The organism is Alcaligenes sp. AB3 (assembly GCF_031844565.1).
GTDB classification, from domain to species: domain Bacteria; phylum Pseudomonadota; class Gammaproteobacteria; order Burkholderiales; family Burkholderiaceae_B; genus Alcaligenes; species Alcaligenes faecalis.
Genome location: NZ_JAUZVM010000002.1, coordinates 386,821 through 411,991 on the forward strand (window position 1 = coordinate 386,821; position 25,171 = coordinate 411,991).

Sequence of the window (25,171 nt, forward strand, 5' to 3'; positions counted from 1 at the left end):
TGAACAGGTTCTAAGGTTAACATCGGGCAGTTAGCAATACTAAGGATGATCCCATGGGCTTCCAAGATATGGACTATGTACTTAGTCGCTCGGCCCGCACCCTGACGTATCGCATCGGTGAGTTTGTGCACGTATGTGCCATGTACCTGGGCATCGCCGTACTGGTAACGATCGCAGCCTGTGTGGTTGTGCCATCGATGCGCGCTCAGTTTAACCAGCTTTATACCGGTCTCGTGCAAACCCTGCGCCCCGAGGCGGTGAAATACGATGCGTACAGCCAGGCGGTCTGGCCTGCGGATAAAACCCAGCCAGCCCTGTCGGAAGATGGCGAGGACTTGAGTCAGACGGAACAGCAGCAAGCGGTTTCCACGTACCAGGGTTTCATGAAGAATCTGCGTGCTTCGGTAACCGGGCAACCCATTGCGGGCGTCACGGCGGCTCAGCAGCAGGCCTTGCGCAGCTATTTGGCGCGCAAGTACAAGATTGCCTATTCGGTGGCGGGGGCCTTGATCCACACCGCTTTTATTGTGGGCAAGGAAAAGAACCTGGATCCGCAGCTGATTCTGGCGGTGATCGCCATTGAATCACGCTACAACCCCTATGCAGAAAGCCATGTGGGTGCGCAAGGCCTGATGCAGGTGATGACCAAAGTCCATAAAGAGAAGTTCGATATCTATATGGAAGGCACGCTGGCGGTGTTGAGTCCGGAGGCGAATATCCGCGTGGGCGGGCAGATTCTGTCCGACTGTATCCGTCGCCGTGGTTCGATTGAAGGTGGCTTGGCCTGTTATGTCGGGGCGACTGGGCCTAGCGATGGCGGCTATGGCGCGAAGGTGCTGGCTGAACGTCGCCGTATTGCCTTGGCCTCGGGTATCCCGATCCGGGCACGCTAAGTAGTCTGAATAGCAAAAGAAATCGGGCCTTGCGGCCCGAAATACGTTAATGGAAGTGGGCAGCAAGGCCCGGCAGACTGAAAAGATGCGGGGCTTAGCGGCCCAGAAATTGCCCCAGACGGCTGATCGCTTCTTGCAGGCGATCCATGCCGGTCGCGTAGGACAGGCGCAAGGTATAGGGTGCATGGGCCGTACCAAAGTCCCGGCCCGGCACAGCCGCCACACCCGCCTCGTGCAGAAGTTGCTGCGAGAAGGCATCGCTGTCCTGGCTGTATTCGCGAATATCCGTATAAATATAGAAAGCGCCATCCGGGCGTACCGGTACGCGCAAGCCCAGACGCTCCAGCTCGGGCAGCAGATAATCACGACGCTGCTTGAAAGCCAGGCGGCGCTCTTCATAAATCGCCATGGTTTCAGGCTCGAAGCAGGCCAGAGCGGCATGTTGCGCCAAAGAGGGCGCGCAGATCGCCAGACTGGCGGCCATGCGCTCGCACGCCTCGCTCATCCAGGTGGGCAGAATCAGCCAGCCCAGACGCCAGCCTGTCATGTGGAAGTACTTGGAAAAGCTATTGATAACAATAATGTCCTGATCCAGGGTCAAGGCGCTCAGTGGTGCTTCTTCGTAAAACAGACCCAGATAAATCTCGTCCATGATGATGAAGCCATCGCGGGCGCGCACTTCCTTGATCAGTTCTTGCAGAGCAGGGCGGGAAATTGTCGCGCCAGTGGGATTGTTGGGCGAAGCAATCAGAACGCCGCGGGTCTTGGGACCCCAGTGCTCGCGAATGTGCTGGGCGCTTAGCTGAAAGCGTTCCTCTGCCGAGGCGGGGATCAGGCGGGCTGTTCCACCGGCAGCCATGATGAAGTTCTGGTTGGCCGGGTAGGACGGATCGGGCATCAGCACTTCGTCGCCGGGATTGATCAGGGCCAGCGTAGCCAAAGACAGGGCACCGGAGGCACCCGCCGTGACCACAATACGCGAGGGGTCGACACGGGCCTGGAACTGCTGCTCGTAATACAGGGCGATGCGTTCACGCAAAGCTGTCAGACCGGCAGGGGCGGTGTATTGGCTTAAGCCTTGATTGCTGGCCTGATGCAGTGCATCGACCACGGCTTGAGGGGCGGTAAAGTCCGGCTCGCCTATGCCCAGGCTGATAATGTCGCGGCCAGTGGCCTTTAAGGCATTGGCCTGTTTGAAGAGTTCAACAGCATGAAAAGGAAGAACGTGTTCGGTACGACTGGCGAGGCGGGACATACGGCAAATCTCGGGTAAAAAGTGTATTGTAGGACCTTGCTCAAAAGGGCGTTAGGTGGCTGTGGCATGTGCGTGTGCCCTGTAGGGGTGCAAACCGGCGGGCCAGTGAGACTCAAGTTTAGGTTTGTTGCAGGAAAAGTCTATGGTTTCTTCGTCGCGGCGTGCATTTTTGATGGGGCGTCGTCCTCCCCAAACAGCGTGGCAGACATTTTGTTCGCGCTTGAAAGCCCGAGTCCAGGGCGAGTGGTCCGAACTTAACGCTGAGCCGCATCACGAGCAGGCCCGTCTGGAGCCTGCCTCCAGTGCGGACGTGCATATGGTGTTGACGCTGGCCGCCGAGTACGGTGTGACGGTGTGTCTGGAAGGTGTGCCGCAGGCCAGTGAAGCCGATGGCCCCATGATTGTGCTGGCCCCAGGCCGGCAGATGGCCCGCTGTGACCGTCTGGAACCGAACTCCAATCGCTGGTTTGTGCAGCCCGGCTGTCTGCTGGGCGAGATGGAAGCCAAGGGTTTTCAAGGTCTGGCCGATGCTCCGGCTGGCATGACCGTCGCTGCCTGGCTGGCCGACCGGCGTCAGCATGACTGGCCTAGCGGTCGCACCGCCTTGTCGGGCGTGTTGCACTGCTCGGTCATTCTGGCGGATAACACGCAAGCGGCCTTGGGCCCCTTTGGACAGGAAAACCGCAATCCCCTGGATAGCCTGCGCATGCAGCAGTTGATTCCGGCCTTGTTCCAGTTGATGGGCGAATCGGAAACCCAGGCCCTGCGACAAGAGCAATGGCCCTGCCGCTATCGTCTGGATGCGCTGGAGCCGGTTGAAGGCGAGGGCATCAATCTGGCTCATCTGATGCTGGGCCACGGCGGTGATTTGGCCTGGGTGGAATGGCTGGTGCTGGATGATGCCGTTTTAAGTGGCTCGGACCCGCAAGATTGGTCCTGGCCGAATCAGGAGCAGTCCTGGCAGGCTCAGGATGTGGATAGCCGCATCAAAGCCCTGTTTGATCCTGCGGACCGATTCTCCTATCCGGGCCAGACGCTCTAAGTTTGTCCTGGCCTGTGCTTGACCCATGTTGTAACTCAAGGGCTAGAATGGTCCTTGCTTTGGCCTTGAGGGCCAGGCAAGGAGACCGGGGTTCGGAGACAAGAACAGCATTCAGCGTATCAAGCCACGTACTTGTTTGAATTCACGCTGACAGGCAATGGCAGCGTTCTGGCGATCCCGGTCCGTTTTAAATGGATTTTTGGGTAGGTATACAGCATGGACGCCAATTTTCGGAAAGCAGCCCTGGAATATCACGAGCAGGGCAGGCCCGGAAAGTTATCGGTCACGCCGACCAAGCAACTCTCCAACCAGCGGGATCTGGCGCTGGCGTATTCGCCCGGGGTTGCGGCTGCTTGCGAGGAAATCGTCAATGATCCGCAAAATGCCTTTCGCTATACCGGTCGGGGCAATCTGGTTGGGGTAATTTCCAACGGCACCGCGGTGCTGGGCCTGGGCAATATTGGCGCGCTGGCCTCCAAGCCGGTCATGGAAGGCAAGGCCGTGCTGTTCAAGAGCTTTGCAGGTCTGGATGTCTTTGATATCGAGATCAATGAAACCGACCCAGACAAGCTGGTGGATATTATTGCTGGTCTGGAGCCGACCTTTGGCGGCATCAATCTGGAAGACATCAAAGCGCCCGAGTGTTTCGAGGTGGAGCGCAAGCTGCGCCAGCGCATGAGCATTCCTGTTTTCCACGACGACCAGCATGGCACCGCGATTTGCGTGACGGCCGCCTTTCTGAATGGCCTGAGCGTGGTGGAAAAAGACATCAAGCAGGTCAAAGTGGTGACTTCCGGGGCCGGTGCTGCCGCGCTGGCTTGCCTGGACCTGATGATTGATATGGGCCTGCCGCTGGAAAATATCTGGGTTACCGATATTGATGGCGTGCTGTACGAGGGTCGCCCCGGTAATCCTGTGCCTGAACTGGCTCGTTTTGCCAAACAGACCGACGCCCGTACCTTGAGTGACGTGATTGATGGGGCCGATGTGTTTCTGGGCTTGTCCGCCGGTGGCGTGCTCAAGCCCGAGATGCTCAAGAACATGGCTCCCCGGCCCCTGATTCTGGCCTTGGCCAATCCAAATCCCGAGATCCTGCCTGAAGATGCCCACGCCGTGCGTGACGATGTGGTCATGGCGACCGGCCGTTCGGATTACCCGAACCAGGTCAATAATGTGCTGTGCTTCCCTTATATCTTCCGTGGCGCGCTGGACGTGGGAGCCACCACGATTACGCGCGGTATGGAGAAAGCCGCTGTGCTGGCCATCTGTCAGCTGGCGCGTGAGGAGCAGGATGAAGGCGTAGCCGCCGCTTATGGCCTGGAAGAAGTTTCTTTCGGTCCGTCCTTCTTTATTCCCCGCCCCTTTGATTCGCGTCTGATTGTGCGTATCGCCCCTGCGGTTGCCAAAGCGGCCATGGAAGAGGGCGTGGCGACCCGTCCGATTGCGGATCTGAACAGCTACATCTATCAGCTGCGCCAGTTCGTCTACAAGTCCGGCTCCTTCATGAAGCCGATTTACTCGCTGGCCCGTGGCCTGGTGCAAGACGGTGCCAAGTCGCGCGTGGTGTTCAGCGAAGGCGAGGACGAGCGCGTCCTGCGTGCGGTACAAATTATTGTGGACGAAGGTCTGGCCAGCCCGATTCTGGTGGGGCGTCCTGCTGTTCTGCAGCAGCGTATTGAACGCTATGGCCTGCGTCTGCGCTTGGGTATTGATGTGGAAGTGACCAACCCCGAGCAGGATGATCGTTTCCACCGTTACTGGACCAGCTACTGGGAAATCATGTCGCGTCGCGGTATCAGCAAAGAGATGGCGCGTGTGGAAATGCGCCGTCGCCCAACCTTGATCGGCGCCATGATGCTGCACCTGGGTGATGCCGATGGCATGATCTGCGGCACCGTGGGGCGCTACGAGAACCATCTGGAACTGGTGGATCAGGTGATTGGCAAGGCTCCGGGCGTGGAGACTTATGCGGCCATGAATATCTTGCTGCTCAGTGAACGTACCGTGGCCTTGACGGACACGCACGTGAACCATGATCCCGATTCGGATCAGGTGGCCGAGATCACCTTGGCAGCGGCTCGCAAGATGCGCCAGTTCAATATCGAACCCAAGGTGGCCCTGCTGTCCAGCTCCAACTTTGGAACCAACGACTCGCCTGCCGCCGTCACCATGCGCGGTGCGCTGGAGCGCGTGCGCAAGCTGGACCCCAGCCTGGAAGTGGACGGGGAAATGCACGGCGACTGCGCGCTGGATGAAAAGGCCCGCCATCAAATCCTGCCCACCTCGGCCCTGACGGGCGAGGCGAACTTGCTGGTCTGCCCGAACGTGGAAGCCGGCAATATTGCCTACAACCTGCTCAAGACGGCTGCCGGTGGCAACGTGGCGATCGGTCCCTTCCTGTTGGGGGCACGGGCACCGGTGCACATCATGACGTCTACTTCCTCGGTACGCCGTATCGTCAATATGACGGCGGTCACGGTGGTGGATGCCAACGTCGCTACTGAAGGCTGATAGCTATCATGATCCAGCGCTCTCCCGCTCCTGCGGCATTGGTCCTGAATGGGGGCGGGGCGCGCGGCGCGTATCAGGCTGGAGTGCTGGCCGGTTTGCTGGAGCTGCTGGACCCGGATCGCAACCCTCAGTTTCGCAATCCCTTCGATATTATTTGTGGCTCTTCGGCAGGCTCCATCAATGCTGCCGGATTGGCTTGCCGTGCTGACAAGCCTCACGAGGCTGTCGACCATATACAACAGCTGTGGGGCTCGCTGCGCACCAACGATATTTTTCATGCCGACCCCTTGCAGTTGCTGGCGACCAGTGTGCACTGGGTGGCCACGCTGGCCTTGGGCTGGCTGGCCCCGCGTCTGCGTGACCATGTGCCGCACTCCATGCTGGACAACTCACCGTTGCGGGACCTGCTGGAAAAGAGTCTGGACTTTGATCGCTTGCAGCGCAATCTGGCCCAGCAGCATGTCGGCGCGCTGGCGATTACGGCAGCGGCATACACCACGGGTGAGCACCTGACTTTTTATCAGTGTGACGAGCGTATCCGACCTTGGACGCGTAATCTGCGCCGCGCCATCCCCGGGGTGATCGGGGTGGATCACCTGATGGCTTCCAGCGCGATTCCCTTCATGTTTCCGGCCCAGTCCTTGCAAGTGGGCAAGCAAACCCAGTGGTGCGGGGACGGGACGATGCGCCAGCTGGCACCCATCAGCCCGGCGATTCATCTGGGGGCGCACAAGGTCCTGATTGTGGGCACGGGATACGCGGACAACACCTACCATGAGCAAGAGTGCGAAGATCCGCCCTATCCCTCTTTGGCGCAGATCAGTGGCTATGCTTTATCCAACATATTCCTCGATAGTGTGTCAACGGATATTGAGCGTATGGAACGCATCAATACATTGCTTGCCTATATGCCTGCAAATGTATTACAAAGCCAATCGCTGCGTCCTGTCAGCACGTTTGCCATCACTCCCAGCCGCTCGCTGGATGAAATTGCCACTCGGCATATTCATCAGATGCCAACTGCTGCACGTACCCTATTTCGAGTACTTGGTGTATCTTCAAAGTCCGGTCCGACCACAGGCGGTGCATTAATTTCATATTTGTTATTCGAGTCCGGCTACACCCAAGAGCTGATCGAGTTAGGAAAGACCGATACCATGAGTCGTCGTGAAGAAGTATTAGCGTTTTTTAAGGAAGCGTCCTGATGAGCCAATCCCTGACTTTGCAAGAAGTTTTGCAACAAGGCGGCGTGCTCGACGCAACGGGCCTGACGGCTGCTGATTTTCTGGAGCAGGCACAGGACCAGGGGCTTACCGCCCTGGAAGTAAGTTGCGATCGTGCGCGCAATCGTTCCGCTGTGTTGCGAGCAGTCGCCAAGGCTGTCGATTACCCTGAGTTTTTTGGCGGCAATCTGGATGCACTCTACGATTGCCTGTGCGACACCGTGCTGGACCAGAAAGCAGGCCTGGCCCTGTGGCTGGACAATCTGCACAGTGGTGATCCTGCATTGGAAAAAGACGCCCAGGCCATTTTGGGTGTATGTGAAGATGTGCATGCCTGGGCCTCGAATAACGAGCGCCGTTTTGTATGTGTCGTTCTGCACGCTGGCAAGCATCCTGACCCTGAACCGGGTGAGACTCCTGCTTCCTACTCCAGCCAGGACGAGGAATAAGCCTTATTCCCAGCCTTGCAAGGCGCTGATCGCCGCTGTCAGCGCCAGGGCGGCGGTTTCGGTTCGCAGCACGCGGTGCCCGAAACGAATCGCCTGAGCCTGGGCACTCAGTGCCACCTTCTGCTCTTCGGGCGACCAACCGCCTTCGGGGCCAATCAAGATAGTCATGGCCTGATCTTGCGGTCCAATGGCCTGCGCCAACTGTTTGGGCGCATCGGGATCACAGAACAGATGCAGGCCAGTTTCAGCCTCGCGAAAATACTCGGCCAATGTCAGCGGGGCTGACAGTTCCATCAGGCGGTTGCGACCGCATTGCTCGCTGGCCGACTCAATCACTCTTTGCCAATGGCCCATGCGTTTGGCCTGCCGCTCCGCGTTCAGTTGCAGAACACTGCGTTGTGCGCGAATCGGTATAAAGCGGCTCACGCCCATTTCCACGGCTTTTTCGATAATCCAGTCCATCTTGTCGCTGGAGGCAATGCCTTGCAGTACCGTAATGCGACCGGCCAGCTCGCGGACAGGTGTTTGGGCATCGCCCAGGCTGGCAAAGCCTTTTTTGCCTTCAATGCGCAAGGTGGCGGGATATTGGGTACCGAGTCCGTCGAACAGAACAATGTCCTGACCGTCCTTTAAACGCAGCACCCGGATGGCGTGATGCGCCAATGCTTCGGGCAGGACGATCTCGGTCCGGGCCGTCAGGTTCAAGGGGTGGTAGAAACGGGGAGCTGCCATATCAAGACACCATCAAGCATAAAAAACCGCACAAGCATACCGCACCGGGGCTTGGGGAAGAAAGCACAAGGCCCCAGCTCTAGTGGGGGCGATTTAGCGCCAGCAATGCTAAAATAGCGCGTTTTATAAACTAATCAGGGCCGTGAGCCGTCCGCCTGCCGGAATTGTCGCGCCGCCGCCCCAATGAGCTTCTAATGGATATTGCGTCAGCCTCTGATAAAACCCTAGCCAATGCCATCCGTGCCTTGTCTATGGATGCCGTGCAACAAGCTAATTCGGGCCACCCCGGTGCGCCCATGGGCATGGCCGATATCGCCCAGGTTCTCTGGTCCCGGCACCTGAAACACAACCCTGCCGACCCTGCCTGGTTTGATCGCGACCGTTTTGTGTTGTCAAACGGCCACGGTTCCATGCTGATCTACGCTTTGTTGCACCTTAGCGGCTACGACCTGCCCATGGACGAGCTGCGCAACTTCCGTCAGATGCATTCGCGTACTCCCGGTCACCCCGAAGTGGGTATTACCGCTGGCGTGGAAACCACCACGGGTCCTTTGGGCCAGGGTCTGGGTAATGCTGTCGGTTTTGCACTGGCTGAAGCCTTGCTGGCGCGCGAGTTCAACCGCGAAGGCCACGATGTGGTCGACCACCTGACCTGGGTTTTCGCGGGCGACGGCTGTCTGATGGAAGGTATCTCGCACGAGGCTTGCTCCCTGGCCGGTACCTGGAAACTGTCCAAGCTGGTCGTGATGTACGACGACAACGGCATCTCCATCGACGGCAAGGTCGAGAACTGGTTTGGTGACGATACGCCTGCCCGTTTTGAAAGCTACGGCTGGAACGTGATCCGCGCGGTTGATGGCCACGATGCCGCTTCGATCAATAGCGCGATTGAACAGGCTCGCCGCAACGCGAAAGAGGGCACGGGTCCTACCCTGATTTGCTGCCGTACCGTGATCGGTAAAGGCGCTCCTAATGCCGCCGGTTCCGAGAAAGTCCACGGCGCTCCACTGGGTGCTGATGAAATCGCCGCTACTCGTGCGGCGCTGGACTGGAACCACGGTCCGTTTGAAATTCCTCAGGAAGTCTACCAAGGCTGGGATTGCCGCGAAAAAGGCAGTGCTCAGCAAGCAGAATGGCAAAAGCGCTTTGACGCCTACAGCCAGGCTTATCCTGAACTGGCCGCAGAACTGGCGCGTCGTCTGAAAGGCGAACTGCCTGCCGACTACAGCGCCAAAGTACAGGCCTTTATTGAAGAAACCGCCCAGAAGGCCGAAACCATTGCATCGCGTAAAGCGTCGCAATTGGCCATCAGCGCCTTGGTCAATGTGCTGCCAGAGATGCTGGGTGGCTCGGCTGACCTGACTGGCTCGAACTTCACCGACTGGAAGGGTGCCGAAGCGGTTCGCGCCCACGCCGACGGTGTGCATTTTGGCCGCCACATCAACTACGGTGTGCGTGAATTCGGTATGGCCGCCATCATGAATGGTCTGGCTCTGCACGGCGGTTACCTGCCTTTTGGCGGTACCTTCCTGACTTTCTCCGATTACTCGCGCAATGCCATCCGTATGGCTGCCCTGATGAAGCAGCGTGTTGTGCACGTATTCACCCACGACTCCATTGGTCTGGGCGAAGACGGCCCTACACACCAGTCCATCGAGCACGCCAACAGCCTGCGCCTGATCCCCAACCTGCACGTCTGGCGTCCTTGCGACACCACGGAAACCGCCGTGGCTTGGGCATGCTCGGTCGAGCGTCCTACCAGCATTGGCATGGACGTACAGAACGGTGGTCCTAGCGCCTTGCTCTTGTCGCGCCAGAATCTGCCTTTCGTCGAGCGTGATGCGCAAACCATCCAGAACATTCGTCGTGGTGGCTACGTGCTGCGTGACGCGCAAGATGCGCGCGCCATCATCATGGCAACCGGCTCGGAAGTCGGTTTGGCTCTGCAAGCTCAGGAACAGTTGGCCCAGCAAGGGATTGCGACCCGCGTGGTGTCCATGCCTTGTACCAACCTGTTCGACGCTCAGGACAAACAATGGCGTGATCAGGTTCTGACCCCCGGTATCCCGCGCGTGGCGGTTGAAGCCGGCACCACCGGTCTGTGGTTCAAGTACGTGGGCCTGGAGGGCGCTGTAGTGGGTATCGATACCTACGGCGAATCCGCCCCGGCTGGCGTCCTGTTCAAGCATTTTGGTCTGACAGCAGAGAAGGTCGCTGCGGCCGTTCAAGAAATTTTGTAATTGGAGTCTGACATGACGATTCGCGTCGCAATCAATGGTTATGGTCGTATCGGCCGCATGATCTTGCGTGCCCACTACGAGTACGGCAAAAAACACGATATCGAGATCGTGGCCATCAACGCCTCGGGCGGTGCCGAGATCAATGAACACCTGACTCGCTATGACTCCGTGCATGGCCGTTTCAACGCCGATGTGTCGCTGGATGGCGATCATCTGGTGGTCAACGGTGACCGTATCCGCCTGCTGAGCCAGCGCGATGCGCTGACCCTGCCTTGGGCTGAACTGGGTGTGGACGTGGTGCTGGAGTGTACCGGTGCGTTCACCACCAAGGAAAAGGCCGGTGAGCACATTCAAGCTGGTGCCAAGAAAGTCATCATCTCGGCCCCCGGTGGCAAGGATGTGGACGCCACCATCGTGTACGGCGTGAACCACGACATTCTGAAGAGCACCGACACCGTTATTTCCAACGCATCGTGCACCACCAACTGCCTGGCTCCCCTGGTTGCTCCTTTGCACAAGGAACTGGGCGTGGTCAGCGGTCTGATGACCACCATCCACGCTTACACCAATGACCAGGTCCTGACCGACGTGCGTCACAAGGACATGCGCCGTGCCCGTTCGGCCACCAGCAGCATGATCCCAACCAAGACCGGCGCGGCTGCTGCTGTGGGTCTGGTGCTGCCAGAACTCAATGGCAAGCTGGACGGTTACGCTGTGCGCGTTCCTACCATCAACGTGTCCATGGTTGACCTGACTTTCGTGGCCAGCCGCAACACCAGCGTTGAAGAAGTGAACGGCATCCTGAAGGCGGCTTCTGAAGGCGCCATGAAGGGCATTCTGGACTACTGCACCGAACCTCTGGTGTCCATCGACTTTAACCACACCACCGCTTCCAGCACGGTTGATTCCCTGCTGACCAAAGTTACCGGCGGCAATATGGTCAAAGTGGCTGCTTGGTACGACAACGAATGGGCCTTCTCCATTCGTATGCTCGACAGCACCATCGCACTGATGTCGGCCAAGTAAGATCTGAATAGCAGGGGCGGGATTTCCCGCCCCTGTCACGTTAATTCCCAGAACAAAAAACCATGTCTACAAGCATCAAGACCTTGTCTGCGCTGGCCGAAACGGACGCGCTGCGAGGCAAGCGGGTATTTATCCGCTCTGATCTGAATGTCCCTCTGCAAGACGGACGTATTACCGAAGACACGCGCGTGCGTGCCTCGGTACCTGCCATTCGCATGGCGCTGGATGCCGGCGCTGCGGTGATGGTCACGTCTCACCTGGGTCGCCCTAAAGAAGGCGAGTGCCAGCCTGTGGATTCGCTGGAACCCGTGGTGCAACGTTTGTCCGAGTTGTTGGGCATGCCCGTTGAGCTGCGTCGCAATTGGCTGGATGGCGTGCAAGTGTCGCCCGGTCAGGTGGTCTTGCTGGAGAACTGCCGCTGCAACGTGGGGGAAAAGAAGAACGATCCCGAGTTGGCTCGCAAAATGGCAGCCTTGTGTGACGTTTACGTAAACGACGCCTTTGGTACGGCTCACCGTGCTGAAGCGACTACCGAAGGTATCGCCCGCTTTGCCCCCGTGGCTTGCGCCGGTCCCTTGCTGGAAGCCGAGTTGAAAGCCTTGGGCCGCGCTTTGAATCAGCCCGCCCGTCCTTTGGTTGCGATTGTAGGTGGTGCCAAGGTGTCCACCAAACTGTCCATCCTGCGCGCTTTGGCTGAAAAGGTTGACCAACTGGTGGTCGGCGGCGGCATCGCCAATACCTTCATGATGGCCAGCGGCCTGTCCGTGGGCAAATCCCTGGTGGAAGAAAGCCAGCTGGAAGAAGCCCGCGAAGTGATCCGCATCATGAAAGAGCGCGGTGCAGAAGTACCTATCCCTGTGGATGTGGTGTGCGCCAAGTCCTTTGCTGCCGATGCAGCGGCTGAAATCAAGGCTGCTGATCAGGTCCAGGACGACGACATGATTCTGGACGTGGGCCCGCAAACGGCTCAGCAGATCGCTGACATCATTGCCAAAGCGGGCACAGTGGTCTGGAACGGCCCTCTGGGCGTGTTCGAGTTCCCGGCTTTCGCACAAGGCACCGAAACCCTGTCGCGCGCAATTGCAGGTTCCAAGGCCTTCTCGATCGCTGGCGGTGGCGACACCCTGGCAGCGATTGCCCAGTTCAATATCGGCGAAGATGTGGACTACATCTCCACCGGCGGCGGTGCATTCCTGGAATTCCTGGAAGGCAAGCGTTTGCCAGCCGTGGCTGCGTTGGAAGACAAGGCCTAAGCCAGTCTTTGCTTCGTAAGAAAAAGCCAGTCAACGAACGTTGGCTGGCTTTTTTGTTTGCTATGAAAGCTTACGCCCCATCTTTAATCAACTGAGCATACCCTTGCATCGAATCGGGCCAGTCCAGCTGAAAGCCGCTGTCCAGCAGTCGCTGGTTGCTCAGGCGTTTGCCACCTTCATTGGATTGGCGTCGTTCTGGGTGGGCCACTTCCAGTAGATCCGCCAGTCCGTCATACAGTTCGGTAATCCGATAAGGGCGGCTATCCGTACCTATGTAGCAAGGGAAGGGCGCGGGAGTGCGCAGCAGGTGCCAGCAGGCGCGCGCGGCGTCTTCAATATGCAGGCGGTTGGCCCAGTGCTCCGGGTCGTCCGGCACGGTGGCACGGCCTTCACGCAGGCGATCCAGCAATTGGGTGCGTCCTGGCCCGTACAGACCGCTTGGGCGGATGACGACGGCTTGAGCCGGGATGCGGTGGTGCAGCAGTTGCTCGGCCTCCAGCAGTACTCGGCCATTGAATTGCGTAGGCTCTGTGGGCGAGTTTTCGTCCACCCATTCAGTACTCGGCCCGTAGACGGCGCTGGACGATACAAAGACAAAGCGTTTCAGGGCTTTCAGGTCCAGCTCGTTGAGCAGGTTTTCCAGACCGTGCAGAAATACCCGCTCATAAGCAGCCTGGCTACGCTGGTCGGGAGAGACAGCGTAAATTACGTGGGTGATTTTGCGGTGTTTCAGGCGCAGGGAGGTGGGCTCGCTCAAATCGGCTTCCACCCATTCAATTCCGCTGTGATCGTCCAGGGGGATGCGGCGGCGCAGGCCGATCACCGGCCATTCGTGTTGGCGGGCCAGCTTCCCGGTGCGGGTGCCCAGATCGCCAGCGCCCGCTAAGAGCAAAGTACGTTGTCGAGAGTCCAAAGCAGCAAGTCCTTGAGTAGAATGATCTCGAGCAGGGCTCGATTGGCTGAGATAACAATAGCATTGGAGGCGGTCATGGAGTGTCGCAATTGGATTGACGGACAGCAACTTGGCGCGGAGGGCGGTGGTTTGCTACCGGTTATCGACCCCTCCACAGGCGAGACTTTCGCCCGCCTGGCGCAATCGTCCGAGGTGGATATTGATTGGGCCGTACAGGCCGCCCGCCGCGCCTGCCAGGGGCCGTGGAGCCGCCTGACTGCCGCTCAGCGCAGCCAGTTGTTGCTGCGTTGCGCCCGAACATTGTCTGATGCCCGAGAGGAGCTGGCGCGGCTGGAATCCCGCGATACCGGCAAGCCTTTGCGTCAGGCCCAGTCCGATGCTGCTGCCATTGTCCGCTATTTTGAGTTCTATGCGGGCGCGGTGGACAAGTTGCATGGTCAAACCATTCCGCTGGGCTGGGAAATGACGGCCTTTACCTTGCGTGAACCCTTAGGCGTTACCGCGCATATCATTCCCTGGAATTACCCCTTGCAGATTTTTGGGCGCAGCGTGGCCGCGTCCCTGGCAGCGGGCAATACCTGCGTGGTGAAACCGGCAGAAGATGCCAGCCTGTCCCTGCTGCGGGTGGCCGAGCTGTTGCACGAAGCGGGTTTGCCAGCGGGTGTGCTGAATATCTGCACGGGGTTGGGGAGCGAGGCCGGGCAGGCCTTGTCCGCACATCCTGATATCAATCACATTTCCTTTACCGGCTCTCCCGGCACGGGCCGTCAGGTGGCCTTGCAGGCGGCGCAGAATTTTGTGCCGGTCACCTTGGAACTGGGCGGCAAGTCTCCCCAAGTCGTGTTCTCGGATGCGGATCTGGATGCGGCCTTGCCAGTCGTGGTGAATGCGATCGTGCAGAACGCGGGGCAAACGTGCTCGGCGGGCAGCCGGGTGCTGATTCAGCGCGCTATCTATGGCGACTTTACCGAGCGTCTGGCCGAAGCCTTCAAGGCGCTGCTGACCGGCGCGGCCAGTGACAATCTGGATTGCGGTCCCCTGATCAGTGCACAGCAGCAGGCACGGGTCCGTTCCTATCTGGAGAATCTGGACCAGGACGGTATTGTGGTGCTGGCCCAGGGCAAGCTGGACTCCAAAGCCCCGGCGGCCGGCTTCTACCAGGTACCTGTTTTATTGGGCCATGTGCCTGTTGAACATCGACTGGCGCAGGAGGAAATCTTTGGTCCGGTTCTGGTCGCTCAGCCCTTCGGCACAGAGGAAGAAGCCATCGCCATGGCCAATGGCACGCCTTACAGTCTGGTGGCCGGGGTCTGGACCCGCGACGGGGCCCGTCAGGTGCGTATGGCCAGACAGCTGCGAGCCGGCCAGGTCTTTGTGAATAATTACGGCGCAGCAGGCGGGGTAGAGCTGCCTTTTGGCGGAACGGGTCAGTCTGGCATAGGCCGCGAGAAGGGTTTCGAAGCCTTGTACGCCCTGACTTCCCTGAAAACGGTTGCGCTACGTCATGCGGCCAGCTGATCGTAGGGGTATTTAGGGGTAAGCGCGGCTGTGGCGGTTCGGGTTTTCTGGCAGCATGGCAGCTGAACGCTAAACAGGTTTCACCAATGGCGGCGCACAGCCGCCATTTCTATATAAAAAGCAGAAGGAGACAAACATGCGATTGCAAGACAAAGTGGCTATCGTGACGGGCGGTGCATCGGGTTTTGGCCTGGGCATTGCACAGCGCTTTGCACGCGAAGGAGCGCGTGTACTGATTGCCGACCTGAATGCAGAGCAAGGGCAGGCCGCAGCAGCCCAGATTCAGGCACAGGGTGGTCAGGCCATTTTTGCCGCTTGCGATGTCTCGCAAGGGGACGAAGTTCATGCCCTGTTGGATATTGCCCTGCGCGAATGCGGCGGGCTGCATATTGTGGTGAACAATGCGGGCACCACGCATCGGAACAAGCCTTTGCTGGAAGTCAGCGAAAGCGAGTTCGATCTGGTCTATGCCGTTAACGTGAAAAGCATTTACTGGGCTGCGAAGCACTTTGTGCCCTATCTGCGCGCCCAGGGCTCGGGTTCCTTCATTAATATTGCGTCCACTGCTGCCTTGCGTCCGCGCCCCGGACTGGTCTGGTACAACGGCACCAAAGGTGCGGTCGTGACCATCAGCAAGGGCATGGCGGCAGAGTTGGGGCCGGATAACATTCGAGTCAATTGCATTAATCCGGTGATTGGTGACACGGCGTTGCTGGAACAGTTCATGGGTATGCCCGATACGCCGGAAAACCGCAGCCGCTTTTTGGCGGGAATTCCGCTGGGACGTTTTTGCACACCCAAGGACGTGGCCGCAGCGGCGCTGTATCTGGCCTCGGACGAGGCCGAGTTCATTACCGGCACCTGCATCGAGGTAGACGGCGGCCGTTGTATTTAAGCCCCACTGCGATTCGTTACAATCGTGCTATTGGCAGGCCCGTTCAGGGCCTGTAGTTTATTTCGCTTCCAAGGAAAAGCATGACATTCAATCGGCAGTCTCCCCGCGAGCATCCGGATCAATTGCGTATCGGCTTGGTGTCGGTTTCGGATCGCGCCTCCAGCGGACAGTACCAGGATCAAGGCATACCGGCGCTGCGTCGTTGGCTGGACTCGGCCTTGACGGTCGCGCCTGCCTATCTGGAGCGGCTGATTCCCGATGAGCGTGCCCAGATTACTGGCACTCTGGTCGAGTTGGTGGAAGCGGGTTGCGACCTGATTTTGACCACTGGCGGCACCGGCCCGGCCCGTCGCGATGTGACGCCGGAGGCGACTCTGGACGCTGGAACGCGCGAAATGCCCGGATTCGGTGAACAGATGCGCCAAATCAGTTTAAAATTCGTACCAACAGCGATTTTGTCGCGGCAAGTTGCGGTCATCCGAGAAATTCAGGACCACGCTGCTCTGATTATCAATCTGCCTGGGCAGCCCAAAGCCATTCAGGAAACTCTGGAAGGATTACGGGATACGGAAACCGGACAAGTATTGGTGCCGGGTATTTTTGCAGCTGTCCCGTATTGCATCGACCTGATTGGTGGACCTTACGCACAAACTCACGAGCATGTGGTCAATGCGTTCCGCCCCAAGTCGGCGCGCCGGACCGCCAGTTAACACGCTTACAAACGATCGGCTGTGCACGGAACCGTGCCCGGCCAAGTTTTTCAATTGTTTTAGTCTTCAGGAGGTCTTCTCATGGCCCTAGTTTCCATGCGCCAGCTGCTCGATCACGCGGCCGAGCACGGTTATGGTATTCCAGCGTTCAACGTCAATAACCTGGAGCAGGTCCAGGCCATTATGGAAGCCGCCTCGGAGACGGATAGCCCCGTCATCATGCAGGCATCGGCCGGCGCCCGTAAATACGCAGGCGAAGCGTTTCTGCGTCACCTGATTGAAGCTGCTGTCGAGTCCTACCCCAACATCCCTGTGGTGATGCACCAGGACCACGGCCAGTCCCCCGAGATTTGCAAAGGCGCCATCGAGCTGGGTTTCTCCAGCGTGATGATGGACGGCTCCCTGTTGCCCGACGGCAAGACCATTGCCGACTTTGAGTACAACGTGGAAGTCACCCGCAAAGTGGTCGAAATGGCTCACAAGCTGGGCGTGACGGTTGAAGGCGAACTGGGCTGCCTGGGTTCCCTGGAAACCATGCAGGGCGACAAGGAAGACGGCCACGGCGCTGACGGCGTTCTGACCTTGGACCAGTTGCTGACCGACCCCGAGCAGGCTGCTGAATTTGTGACACGCACTCAACTGGACGCACTGGCCATCGCCATCGGTACCAGCCACGGTGCTTACAAGTTCACCCGCAAGCCTACCGGCGATATTCTGTCCATCGAGCGCGTGAAAGAAATTCACCGTCGTTTGCCCAACACTCACCTGGTGATGCACGGCAGCTCCAGCGTGCCTCAGGAACTGCTGGCTGAAATCCGTCAGTTTGGTGGCAACATGAAAGAAACCTACGGCGTGCCTGTGGAAGAAATTCAGGAAGCCATCAAGTACGGCGTGCGCAAGGTCAATATCGACACCGATATCCGTTTGGCCATGACCGCTGCCATCCGTCGTTTCCTGTTCGAAAACCCCGAGAAATTCGACCCACGCGAATACCTGAAACCTGCTCGCGAAGCCGCCAAGAAAGTGTGCGTGGCCCGCTACCAGCAGTTCGGCGCCGCCGGTCAGGCCTCCAAGATCAAGGCCATTCCTTTGCAGGAAATCGCCCGCCAGTACAGCACCGGCGAGCTGTCCCAGATCGTTCAGTAATTTTGTCAGGCGGAGCAGGAGTGGGCAGCACGACTGCCCGCCCCGATCTCCGCGTCTTTGCCCGGTGCCGCAGGCGCCGGGATTGTCGTCCCGCCTGCATCCATAGTCAGCGGGATGTTTTCGTTTTAAGGATGAAATCGTGCAAGAGCCCTTACATCAATCCAGCCTGAGCTCCCTGCCGCTACTCGCGCGCGGCAAAGTTCGGGACATGTATGCGGTGGGTGAGGACAAGTTGTTGATTGTGGCCAGTGATCGCATTTCGGCATTCGATGTGATTCTGGACGACCCCATTCCCGGCAAGGGCGCTGTCTTGACGCAGATGACCGAGTTCTGGCTGAACAAGCTGGCACACATCATCCCTAATCACACGACGGGCGTGAACCCGGTTGATGTGGTGGCGCCTGAAGAGCGCGCCCAAGTGGAAGGCCGCTCCATGGTGGTCAAGCGCTTGAAGCCCATCATGGTGGAAGCGGTGGCTCGTGGTTACCTGATCGGTTCGGGCTGGAAAGACTACCAGGCTACCGGCGCGGTATGTGGCATCACCTTGCCTGCAGGCCTGAAGCAAGCGGCCAAGCTGCCTCATGTGCTGTTTACGCCGGCTGCCAAAGCAGAAATGGGCTCGCATGACGAGAACGTGGATTTCGCCCATGTGGTCAAGGAAGTCGGTCAGGAGCTGGCCGAGCAAATCCGTGATGTGACCTTGCGTTTGTACACCGAAGCTGCTGACTACGCGGCCAGCCGTGGCATTCTGATTGCCGATACCAAATTTGAGTTTGGCTTGGACGATCAAGGCCAGTTGCATTTGATGGATGAAGTGCTGACTCCGGATTCCTCGCGTTTCTGGCCAGCCGACAGCTATGCCGAAGGCATCAGCCCACCGTCCTACGACAAGCAATTTGTGCGCGATTGGCTGGAAACCCAGGTTTGGGACAAGACGCCACCGGCTCCTCGCTTGCCTGCTGAAGTGGCCGAGCGCACCGCTGACAAGTACCGTGAAGCCCTGGAACGCCTGACGGCGTGAACGGTTTGCAGTCCGGACAGGCACTCGACGTAAACGAACTGCCTGCTCGTCCTGAGCAGGGTCGTGTTGGGATGGGCCCTGCTGTTTTTCTATTTACCAAGGCGCCTGGCAGCATGGCGCCTTCTTCCTTTTAGGGCGTATCTCTGATGAGCGTACAAACTCCTGCGGCTCCCACAGTGGGCATTGTGATGGGTTCCTCCAGCGACTGGGATGTGATGAGCCAGGCCGTGGCCATTCTGGACGAATTTGGTGTGTCCTATGAGTGCCGTGTGGTCTCTGCCCACCGCATGCCGATTGATATGGTGGATTACGGTGCCCAGGCTCCGGCCCGTGGCCTGAAAGCCATTATTGCGGGTGCAGGCGGCGCGGCTCATTTGCCCGGCATGCTGGCTGCCCTGACGCACTTGCCTGTGTTTGGCGTCCCCGTGCCTTCGCGCTACCTGCGCGGTGAAGATTCCCTGCTGTCGATTGTGCAAATGCCCAAGGGCGTGCCAGTTGCCACCTTCGCCATTGGCGAGGCCGGTGCCGCCAATGCCGCTCTGCACGTGATTGCCAATCTGGCCGTCAATGACGCCGTGCTGACTGAAAAACTGATTGCGTACCGAGCCCGCCAGACCGAGGCCGCCCGAGCTATGCGTGTTCCTCCTGCTACTGCCTGATTTTATTTTGTGATGATGACCCCCATGACTGATGCTGCCCTTCTGGTCCCTGGCTCCTGGCTGGGCATGATTGGAGGCGGCCAACTGGGCCGCATGTTCTGCCATAGCGCCCAAAGCCTGGGCTACAAGGTGGCCGTGCTGGACCCGGATACCCATAGCCCTGCTGGTGCAGTGGCCGATCTGCATATCTGTGCGGCCTACGATGACGCCCAAGCGCTTGCCCGTCTGGGGGACTTGTGCCAAGCCGTCAGCACCGAGTTCGAGAACGTCCCGGCGCAGTCCTTGCTGACTCTGGCGCAGCACACACGAGTCACGCCGTCCGGCGATGCCGTCGGCATTGTGCAGGACCGTATTCGTGAAAAAGCCTTTATCTCGCAGGCCGGTGTGCCGGTGGCTCCTTATGCGGCCATCGAAAGCCTGGACGATTTGCAGGCCGCTGACGGCGCCTTGTTCCCCGGCATTCTGAAGACTGCGCGTTTTGGTTACGACGGCAAGGGTCAGGCACGAGTGGCAGACCGTGAACAGGCGCTGGCTGCCTTCAAGGAGTTCGGTTCCCAGGCCTGTGTGCTGGAAGCCCTGCAACCCTTGAAGTCCGAAATTTCGGTTGTCCTGGCCCGTGGCCTGGACGATCAGGTCAAAACCTTCCCATGTGCCCGTAACGAGCACCGTGATGGCATTTTGGCCGTGTCCACCATCAGCGCCCAGTTCCAGGACGATGCCTTGTCCGAACAGGCTCGTCAGGCGGCTGCCGCTATCGCCCGTACGCTGGATTACGTGGGGGTGTTGTGTGTGGAGTTCTTCATTCTGGAAGACGGCCGTTTGCTGGCCAATGAAGTGGCTCCCCGTCCGCACAATAGCGGTCACTACACCATGAATGCTTGCGTCACCAGTCAGTTTGAACAGCAGGCTCGCGTGATGGCGGCCTTGCCCCTGGGTGATACCGGCGCTTTGTGTCCTTCCATGATGCTCAATATCCTGGGCGATATCTGGTTTGACGAACAAGGCCAGATGCGTGAGCCGGATTGGGCCGCCTTGCTGGCTGTGCCTGGTGTGTCCTTGCACTTGTATGGCAAGGCCGAGGCCCGTGTTGGCCGCAAGATGGGGCACGTGAATATTGTGGGCGGGTCGGATCAGCAAGTGCGCGAACGCACTGCCCGAGCTGCCGCCGCTTTGCACATCGCTTTTGACCATGACTGATACTCCCTCCAGCCCTTCCGAGCAGCAGATAGAGCAAGCCGCCCGTGTGCTGGCACAAGGGGGGCTGGTGGCCTTTCCAACCGAGACGGTCTATGGTCTGGGCGCGGATGCAGAAAACCCGGCTGCAGTGCAGCTGATTTACAAGGCCAAGGGCCGTCCTGCGAATCATCCCTTGATTGTGCATGTGGCCCCCGGTGCCGACCTGCGTTACTGGGTGACAGATATTCCGCCCGTGGCACAGCAATTGATGGATGCCTTCTGGCCCGGTCCTTTGACGCTGATCCTGCCGCGCAATCCGGCTATTCCGGATACGGTCAGTGGCGGGCAAAGCAGCATTGGTATTCGTTGTCCTTCCCATCCGGTGGCTCAAGCCTTGCTCAAGCGCATGGCGGAACTCAAGCCCGGCGGTCAGGCCGGTGTGGCGGCGCCTTCGGCCAACAAGTTTGGTCAGGTATCGCCTACGGCTGCCAGCCATGTACGCGATGAATTCGCGGACATGAGTGCAGAGGAACTGCTGATTGTGGAAGCGGGCCCGTCGGAAGTGGGCATCGAGTCCACTATTGTGGACGTGTCGCGTACTCATCAGGGTGTGGGTGCCGTACTTTTGCGGCCCGGCCATATCAGTGCGGCCATGATTGCCGAGGTCATCGGCTACGAACCCGCCAGTCCGGATCAACAAGCCCCACAGGTTTCGGGCAGCTTGAAAGCGCACTATGCGCCGCGTACCCCTTTGTCTTTATTTGATGAAGGCAATGCACCTGCGGTGCAGGCTGCTTTGGCCAAAGGGGGCAAGCAGGCCATTGTTGCCTTTGCCTCTTTACCGCCTTTTTCGGCCGATGTGCACGACTGGTATGTGTGCAGCCCGGATGCGCAGCTTTATGCCCAGGATTTATACGCCATGTTGCGTCGCCTGGACCAAGGCCAGTACCAGCATATTTGGGTGCAGCGTTGCCCGGATATGCCAGACTGGCAGGCGGTCAATGACCGCCTGGGCCGAGCCGCAGCAGCCTTTGAGTAAGGCTGCTGTTCAGTAGGCGTGTGTGCTTTAAGGACTGAGCTTAGGGACTGAGTGAGTTCGCTGCTTAGCGGGCTGTTCGCTTCAGAAAGTCCACAATCGCCTGGTTCACCTGCGCTTCCTTATCCCGGTAGGGCAGGTGGCCGCATTGCTCCAGCTCCAGCAGCTCCGTGTGCGGCACCAGCTCCTTGATGCGACGGATCTGCTCCAGCGTGCCGTATTCATCATCCACGCCTTGAATGGCCAGAATCGGGCAGGTGATGCGGCTGACGTCCTCTTCAATATTCCAGTCGCGGAACCGGGGATCTGTCCAGGTGGCGTTCCAGCCCCAGAAAGCGGATTCCACATCATCGTGATAGCGGCCCAGACGTTCGCGTAAAAAACCTTGCTCGTAGGCTTCGCGGGCGACCAGAATGCCGCGCAAGGAAATATCCTCTACAAACAGGTGCGGGGCCATCACCACAATGCCTTGCAGCTTGTCGCTAAAGCCGCTGGCCGCCAGCAGGGCAATCGAGCCACCATCGCTGTGGCCAACCAGCACAATCGGACGCTTCTTGCCGTCTTCACCCAGTTGCTCCAGCAATTGGGGCAGCACCTCCAGCGACTGCTCATGCAGGTAGTCTGGCTCTTTGGGGCTATTGTCCGGGCGCGGGGTGCTGCGGCCATAGCCATAGCGGGAGTACATCAGGCCGCTGCAGCCGGTTTGCTCGCACAACTGTGCCGGCCAGTCTTTCCACATGGCAATGGAGCCCAGACCTTCGTGCAGGAACACCAGCAAGGGGGCGGTTTCACGCTCGGGGGCAATACGTTGATATTCCAGCTCGATGGCTTGGGTGCCCTGAGTCAGGCTCGCAAATTGCAAAGATGAATCGAGTGTTGTCATAGCCTTGGTGTGCATAGCCCTGAACAAACCGGGCGTTCAGGTAATTGGTAATTAGGAAACCCTCTTTATGCCATAGATTGATCCGCGACGCACAAGCGTGCCCCAGCTGATCCTTGATGTGGACATTTTGCTGCTGTTTTGAGCCGCTTTCCGCCGGGGGCTGCAAATTTTGACAGAGATGGTAGAGTGGCGCTCTCGATCTTTTTTTTGCCGCCGGGCCGTCCCAAGGTGAAAGCTCCCCCTTTGGGGGCAGCAAGCCGAAGGCGCAGCGTGGGGGCTTTTTTGTCGCCGGGCCGCCCCAAGGCAAAAACTCCCCCTCGGGGGGCAGCAAGCCGAAGGCGCAGCGTGGGGGCTTTTTTTGTCGCCGGGCCGCCCCAAGGCAAAAACTCCCCCTCGGGGGGCAGCAAGCCGAAGGCGCAGCGCGGGGGCTTTTTTCGTTGTACAACAACATGAAATTTGCTGAATTTGAAGTGGGTATGCTTATCAAGCACCCACTTGTTCCTGTGACTCGCGAAGAGATGCTGGATTTCGCCCAGAAGTATGATCCGCAGTCTTTTCATATCGACGACAAGCAGGCCGAAGAAGGCCATTGGGGCGGTTTGATCGCCAGCGGCTGGCTCACTTGTGGCAAAGCCATGCGTATGGCCGTGGATTCTGCCTTGCACGATTCCGAGTCCTTTGGCTCGCCGGGTCTGGAACGTCTGCGCTGGGTCTTGCCTGTGCGGGCCGGTGACTCCATTCGTCTGGAGGCCACGGTGGCATCCAAGCGTGTGTCCAGTAGCCGTTCAGATCTGGGCATCATTCGCTGGAACTGGAATGTGTTCAACCAGCGCGATGAGCTGGTGCTGGAGATGGAAGCGACCAGCATGTTTGAGTTAAAGTCCGAACAAGAATAAAAAGATCACCACAGCATAGCTTCGGTTTATCGATTTCCCAGTGGCCGCTTTGATCCTGAAGTGGCCTTGCAGCTGGAAAGAATCTCCACCCACACCAAGCTTTTTACCTCGGGTTTCCCGGCAGTAAAAACTGCCGATGCAGGCGGGGGGATGTGCCACTACTGCAGGCAATCCATCAGTTTGATCAGGCTCTGAACGGACAAGGGCAAAGCCTCTTGCTTTGCCCTGTTCGGTCTGCTTTAGAAGAAAGCCTGAATGCCGGTTTGTGCACGACCCAGAATCAGGGCGTGTACGTCGTGGGTACCTTCGTAGGTATTCACCACTTCCAGGTTGACCAGGTGGCGAGCAATGCCGAATTCGTCAGAGATACCGTTGCCACCCAGCATGTCGCGTGCCAGTCGGGCAATATCCAGTGCCTTGCCGCAGGAATTGCGCTTCATGATGGAGGTGATTTCGACGGCCGCCGTGCCTTCGTCCTTCATGCGTCCCAGACGCAGGCAGCCCTGCAGCGCCAGCGTAATCTCGGTTTGCATATCGGCCAGCTTTTTCTGGATCAACTGGTTGGCGGCCAAGGGGCGGCCAAACTGCTTGCGGTCCAGGGTGTACTGGCGGGCGGTGTGCCAGCAGGATTCGGCAGCACCCAAGGCGCCCCAGGCAATCCCGAAACGGGCCGAGTTCAGGCAGGTGAAGGGGCCACGCAAGCCCGAGACATGGGGCAGCATCTGGCTGTCTGCAATTTCCACGTCGGCCATGACAATCTCGCCGGTCAGGGAAGCGCGCAAGCCCACTTTGCCGTGAATGGCCGGGGTGGACAGGCCCTTCATGCCTTTTTCCAGAATGAAGCCGCGGATCTTGCCGTCGTCTTCACCGCCCACGACCTTGGCCCAGACCACCAGCACATCGGCAATGGGAGAGTTGGTAATCCAGGTCTTGTTGCCGCTCAGGCGATAGCCGCCGTCCACTTTCACGGCGCGGCTTTCCATGGCGCCGGGGTCCGAACCGTGATTGGGTTCAGTCAGGCCAAAGCAGCCAATCCACTGTCCGCTGGCCAGCTTGGGCAGGTACTTCTGTTTCTGCTCCTCGCTGCCAAATTCAAAAATCGGCACCATGACCAGGGAAGACTGCACGCTCATCATGGAGCGGTAGCCCGAGTCCACACGTTCCACTTCGCGGGCGATCAAGCCATAGCTGACGTAGTTCAGACCAGCACCACCGTAGGCTTCGGGAATCGTGGCTCCCAACAGGCCCAGCGAGCCCATCTCGGCAAAGATGGCGGGGTCGGTCTGTTCGTGGCGGAAGGCCTCCAGCACGCGCGGCAGCAGCTTTTCCTGTGCGTAAGCGTGGGCGGCATCGCGCACCATACGTTCTTCATCGCTTAACTGCTGATTCAGCAGCAAGGGGTCGTCCCAATGGAAAGAGGGATTGTCAGACATAGAGGTACTCCGGGTAGATCAAAGACGGTCAATCAGGTGGGGCCAACAAGGGCACCATCGGTCTGGAAACAGGGAAAGAGCAGGCCAAGTATCGCTGAACGCGGGAAGATTTGTGCATCTTCAGGTAGGCGATATCAGGTTAAAGTCCCAGCATAGTGTGCGTAAAGCGCACAAGGCAATTGATAAAATTGCACAATGTCGTGTGCTGGCGTAACGATCCGGCCCTGCGCTGTATGGGCAGAGCTGAGGTGGCAGAATTAA

Annotated in this window: 22 protein-coding genes; 17 read left to right on the forward strand and 5 right to left on the reverse strand. The window is 58.7% G+C overall.

The genetic code is table 11. The features are described 5' to 3' along the window. Positions 1 to 53 precede the first annotated feature (53 nt). Entirely contained in the window at positions 54 to 893 is an 840-nt protein-coding gene (locus Q9R35_RS06890; RefSeq protein WP_042483286.1) for a lytic transglycosylase domain-containing protein, read from the forward strand. Positions 894 to 987: 94 nt separating this feature from the next. Here the strand turns inward: Q9R35_RS06890 and Q9R35_RS06895 are convergent, their stop codons facing one another. After that, on the reverse strand, positions 988 to 2,148 hold the full coding sequence (locus Q9R35_RS06895; protein WP_042483289.1) for a pyridoxal phosphate-dependent aminotransferase: 1,161 nt from the start codon (positions 2,146 to 2,148) through the stop codon (positions 988 to 990). A 142-nt stretch (positions 2,149 to 2,290) separates the two neighbouring features. Here Q9R35_RS06895 and Q9R35_RS06900 point away from each other — a divergent pair, with 142 nt between their 5' ends. The 4 genes from Q9R35_RS06900 to Q9R35_RS06915 all read left to right on the forward strand — a co-directional run bounded on the left by Q9R35_RS06900 (position 2,291) and on the right by Q9R35_RS06915 (position 7,373). Continuing rightward, positions 2,291 to 3,190, forward strand: a complete 900-nt coding sequence (locus tag Q9R35_RS06900; RefSeq protein WP_222653789.1) for a hypothetical protein — start codon at positions 2,291 to 2,293, stop codon at positions 3,188 to 3,190. 216 nt (positions 3,191 to 3,406) lie between these two features. Further along, positions 3,407 to 5,701 (forward strand): NADP-dependent malic enzyme, encoded by a 2,295-nt coding sequence (locus Q9R35_RS06905; RefSeq protein ID WP_042483593.1) that lies wholly within the window; start codon positions 3,407 to 3,409, stop codon positions 5,699 to 5,701. An 8-nt stretch (positions 5,702 to 5,709) separates the two neighbouring features. Continuing rightward, on the forward strand, positions 5,710 to 6,906 hold the full coding sequence (locus tag Q9R35_RS06910) for a patatin-like phospholipase family protein (RefSeq protein WP_311219581.1): 1,197 nt from the start codon (positions 5,710 to 5,712) through the stop codon (positions 6,904 to 6,906). Beyond that, complete coding sequence (locus tag Q9R35_RS06915; protein ID WP_045930922.1) at positions 6,906 to 7,373, forward strand: barstar family protein; 468 nt, start codon at positions 6,906 to 6,908, stop codon at positions 7,371 to 7,373. The genes Q9R35_RS06910 and Q9R35_RS06915 overlap by 1 nt, the downstream gene beginning before the upstream one ends. A 3-nt stretch (positions 7,374 to 7,376) precedes the next feature. Here the strand turns inward: Q9R35_RS06915 and Q9R35_RS06920 are convergent, their stop codons facing one another. Continuing rightward, positions 7,377 to 8,105 carry a 16S rRNA (uracil(1498)-N(3))-methyltransferase gene (locus tag Q9R35_RS06920; RefSeq protein ID WP_063688604.1) on the reverse strand — a complete coding sequence of 243 codons (729 nt, stop codon included), beginning with the start codon at positions 8,103 to 8,105 and terminating at the stop codon, positions 7,377 to 7,379. A gap of 194 nt (positions 8,106 to 8,299) precedes the next feature. Here Q9R35_RS06920 and tkt point away from each other — a divergent pair, with 194 nt between their 5' ends. The 3 genes from tkt to Q9R35_RS06935 all read left to right on the forward strand — a co-directional run bounded on the left by tkt (position 8,300) and on the right by Q9R35_RS06935 (position 12,624). Next, positions 8,300 to 10,345, forward strand: a complete 2,046-nt coding sequence (tkt, locus tag Q9R35_RS06925) for a transketolase (RefSeq protein ID WP_045930924.1) — start codon at positions 8,300 to 8,302, stop codon at positions 10,343 to 10,345. Between the two features lie 12 nt (positions 10,346 to 10,357). Further along, entirely contained in the window at positions 10,358 to 11,371 is a 1,014-nt protein-coding gene (gene gap / locus Q9R35_RS06930) for a type I glyceraldehyde-3-phosphate dehydrogenase (RefSeq protein WP_009455139.1), read from the forward strand. Between the two features lie 62 nt (positions 11,372 to 11,433). Next, positions 11,434 to 12,624, forward strand: coding sequence for a phosphoglycerate kinase (locus Q9R35_RS06935; RefSeq protein WP_022983435.1), 1,191 nt, complete (start codon positions 11,434 to 11,436; stop codon positions 12,622 to 12,624). A 70-nt stretch (positions 12,625 to 12,694) separates the two neighbouring features. On the opposite strand, the gene Q9R35_RS06940 is transcribed toward Q9R35_RS06935, so the two are convergent. Then, entirely contained in the window at positions 12,695 to 13,537 is an 843-nt protein-coding gene (locus tag Q9R35_RS06940; RefSeq protein ID WP_311219582.1) for an NAD-dependent epimerase/dehydratase family protein, read from the reverse strand. 75 nt (positions 13,538 to 13,612) lie between these two features. Between Q9R35_RS06940 and Q9R35_RS06945 the strand changes: the two genes are divergently transcribed. The 8 genes from Q9R35_RS06945 to Q9R35_RS06980 all read left to right on the forward strand — a co-directional run bounded on the left by Q9R35_RS06945 (position 13,613) and on the right by Q9R35_RS06980 (position 21,701). Then, entirely contained in the window at positions 13,613 to 15,055 is a 1,443-nt protein-coding gene (locus Q9R35_RS06945) for an aldehyde dehydrogenase family protein (RefSeq protein ID WP_042483312.1), read from the forward strand. A gap of 136 nt (positions 15,056 to 15,191) precedes the next feature. Further along, on the forward strand, positions 15,192 to 15,950 hold the full coding sequence (locus Q9R35_RS06950) for an SDR family oxidoreductase (RefSeq protein WP_042483315.1): 759 nt from the start codon (positions 15,192 to 15,194) through the stop codon (positions 15,948 to 15,950). A gap of 80 nt (positions 15,951 to 16,030) precedes the next feature. Next, complete coding sequence (gene mog / locus Q9R35_RS06955; RefSeq protein WP_042483318.1) at positions 16,031 to 16,660, forward strand: molybdopterin adenylyltransferase; 630 nt, start codon at positions 16,031 to 16,033, stop codon at positions 16,658 to 16,660. An 81-nt stretch (positions 16,661 to 16,741) separates the two neighbouring features. Beyond that, positions 16,742 to 17,806, forward strand: coding sequence for a class II fructose-bisphosphate aldolase (gene fba, locus Q9R35_RS06960; RefSeq protein WP_009455128.1), 1,065 nt, complete (start codon positions 16,742 to 16,744; stop codon positions 17,804 to 17,806). A gap of 139 nt (positions 17,807 to 17,945) precedes the next feature. Continuing rightward, positions 17,946 to 18,827, forward strand: a complete 882-nt coding sequence (locus Q9R35_RS06965; protein ID WP_009455127.1) for a phosphoribosylaminoimidazolesuccinocarboxamide synthase — start codon at positions 17,946 to 17,948, stop codon at positions 18,825 to 18,827. A 146-nt stretch (positions 18,828 to 18,973) separates the two neighbouring features. Beyond that, positions 18,974 to 19,486 (forward strand): 5-(carboxyamino)imidazole ribonucleotide mutase, encoded by a 513-nt coding sequence (gene purE / locus Q9R35_RS06970; protein ID WP_009455126.1) that lies wholly within the window; start codon positions 18,974 to 18,976, stop codon positions 19,484 to 19,486. A 15-nt stretch (positions 19,487 to 19,501) separates the two neighbouring features. Further along, positions 19,502 to 20,683, forward strand: coding sequence for a 5-(carboxyamino)imidazole ribonucleotide synthase (locus tag Q9R35_RS06975; RefSeq protein ID WP_042483599.1), 1,182 nt, complete (start codon positions 19,502 to 19,504; stop codon positions 20,681 to 20,683). Beyond that, positions 20,676 to 21,701: an L-threonylcarbamoyladenylate synthase gene (locus tag Q9R35_RS06980; RefSeq protein ID WP_311219583.1), complete on the forward strand. Its 1,026-nt coding sequence runs from the start codon at positions 20,676 to 20,678 to the stop codon at positions 21,699 to 21,701. Before Q9R35_RS06975 ends, Q9R35_RS06980 begins: the two co-directional genes overlap by 8 nt. 64 nt (positions 21,702 to 21,765) lie before the next feature. On the opposite strand, the gene Q9R35_RS06985 is transcribed toward Q9R35_RS06980, so the two are convergent. Next, positions 21,766 to 22,581: an alpha/beta fold hydrolase gene (locus Q9R35_RS06985; protein WP_080723729.1), complete on the reverse strand. Its 816-nt coding sequence runs from the start codon at positions 22,579 to 22,581 to the stop codon at positions 21,766 to 21,768. A 449-nt stretch (positions 22,582 to 23,030) separates the two neighbouring features. On the opposite strand from Q9R35_RS06985, the gene Q9R35_RS06990 reads away from it, so the two are divergent. Continuing rightward, positions 23,031 to 23,477, forward strand: coding sequence for a MaoC family dehydratase (locus Q9R35_RS06990; protein ID WP_042483327.1), 447 nt, complete (start codon positions 23,031 to 23,033; stop codon positions 23,475 to 23,477). A gap of 239 nt (positions 23,478 to 23,716) precedes the next feature. Here the strand turns inward: Q9R35_RS06990 and Q9R35_RS06995 are convergent, their stop codons facing one another. Continuing rightward, positions 23,717 to 24,910 (reverse strand): acyl-CoA dehydrogenase, encoded by a 1,194-nt coding sequence (locus Q9R35_RS06995; RefSeq protein ID WP_042483331.1) that lies wholly within the window; start codon positions 24,908 to 24,910, stop codon positions 23,717 to 23,719. Between the last annotated feature and the right edge of the window lie 261 nt (positions 24,911 to 25,171).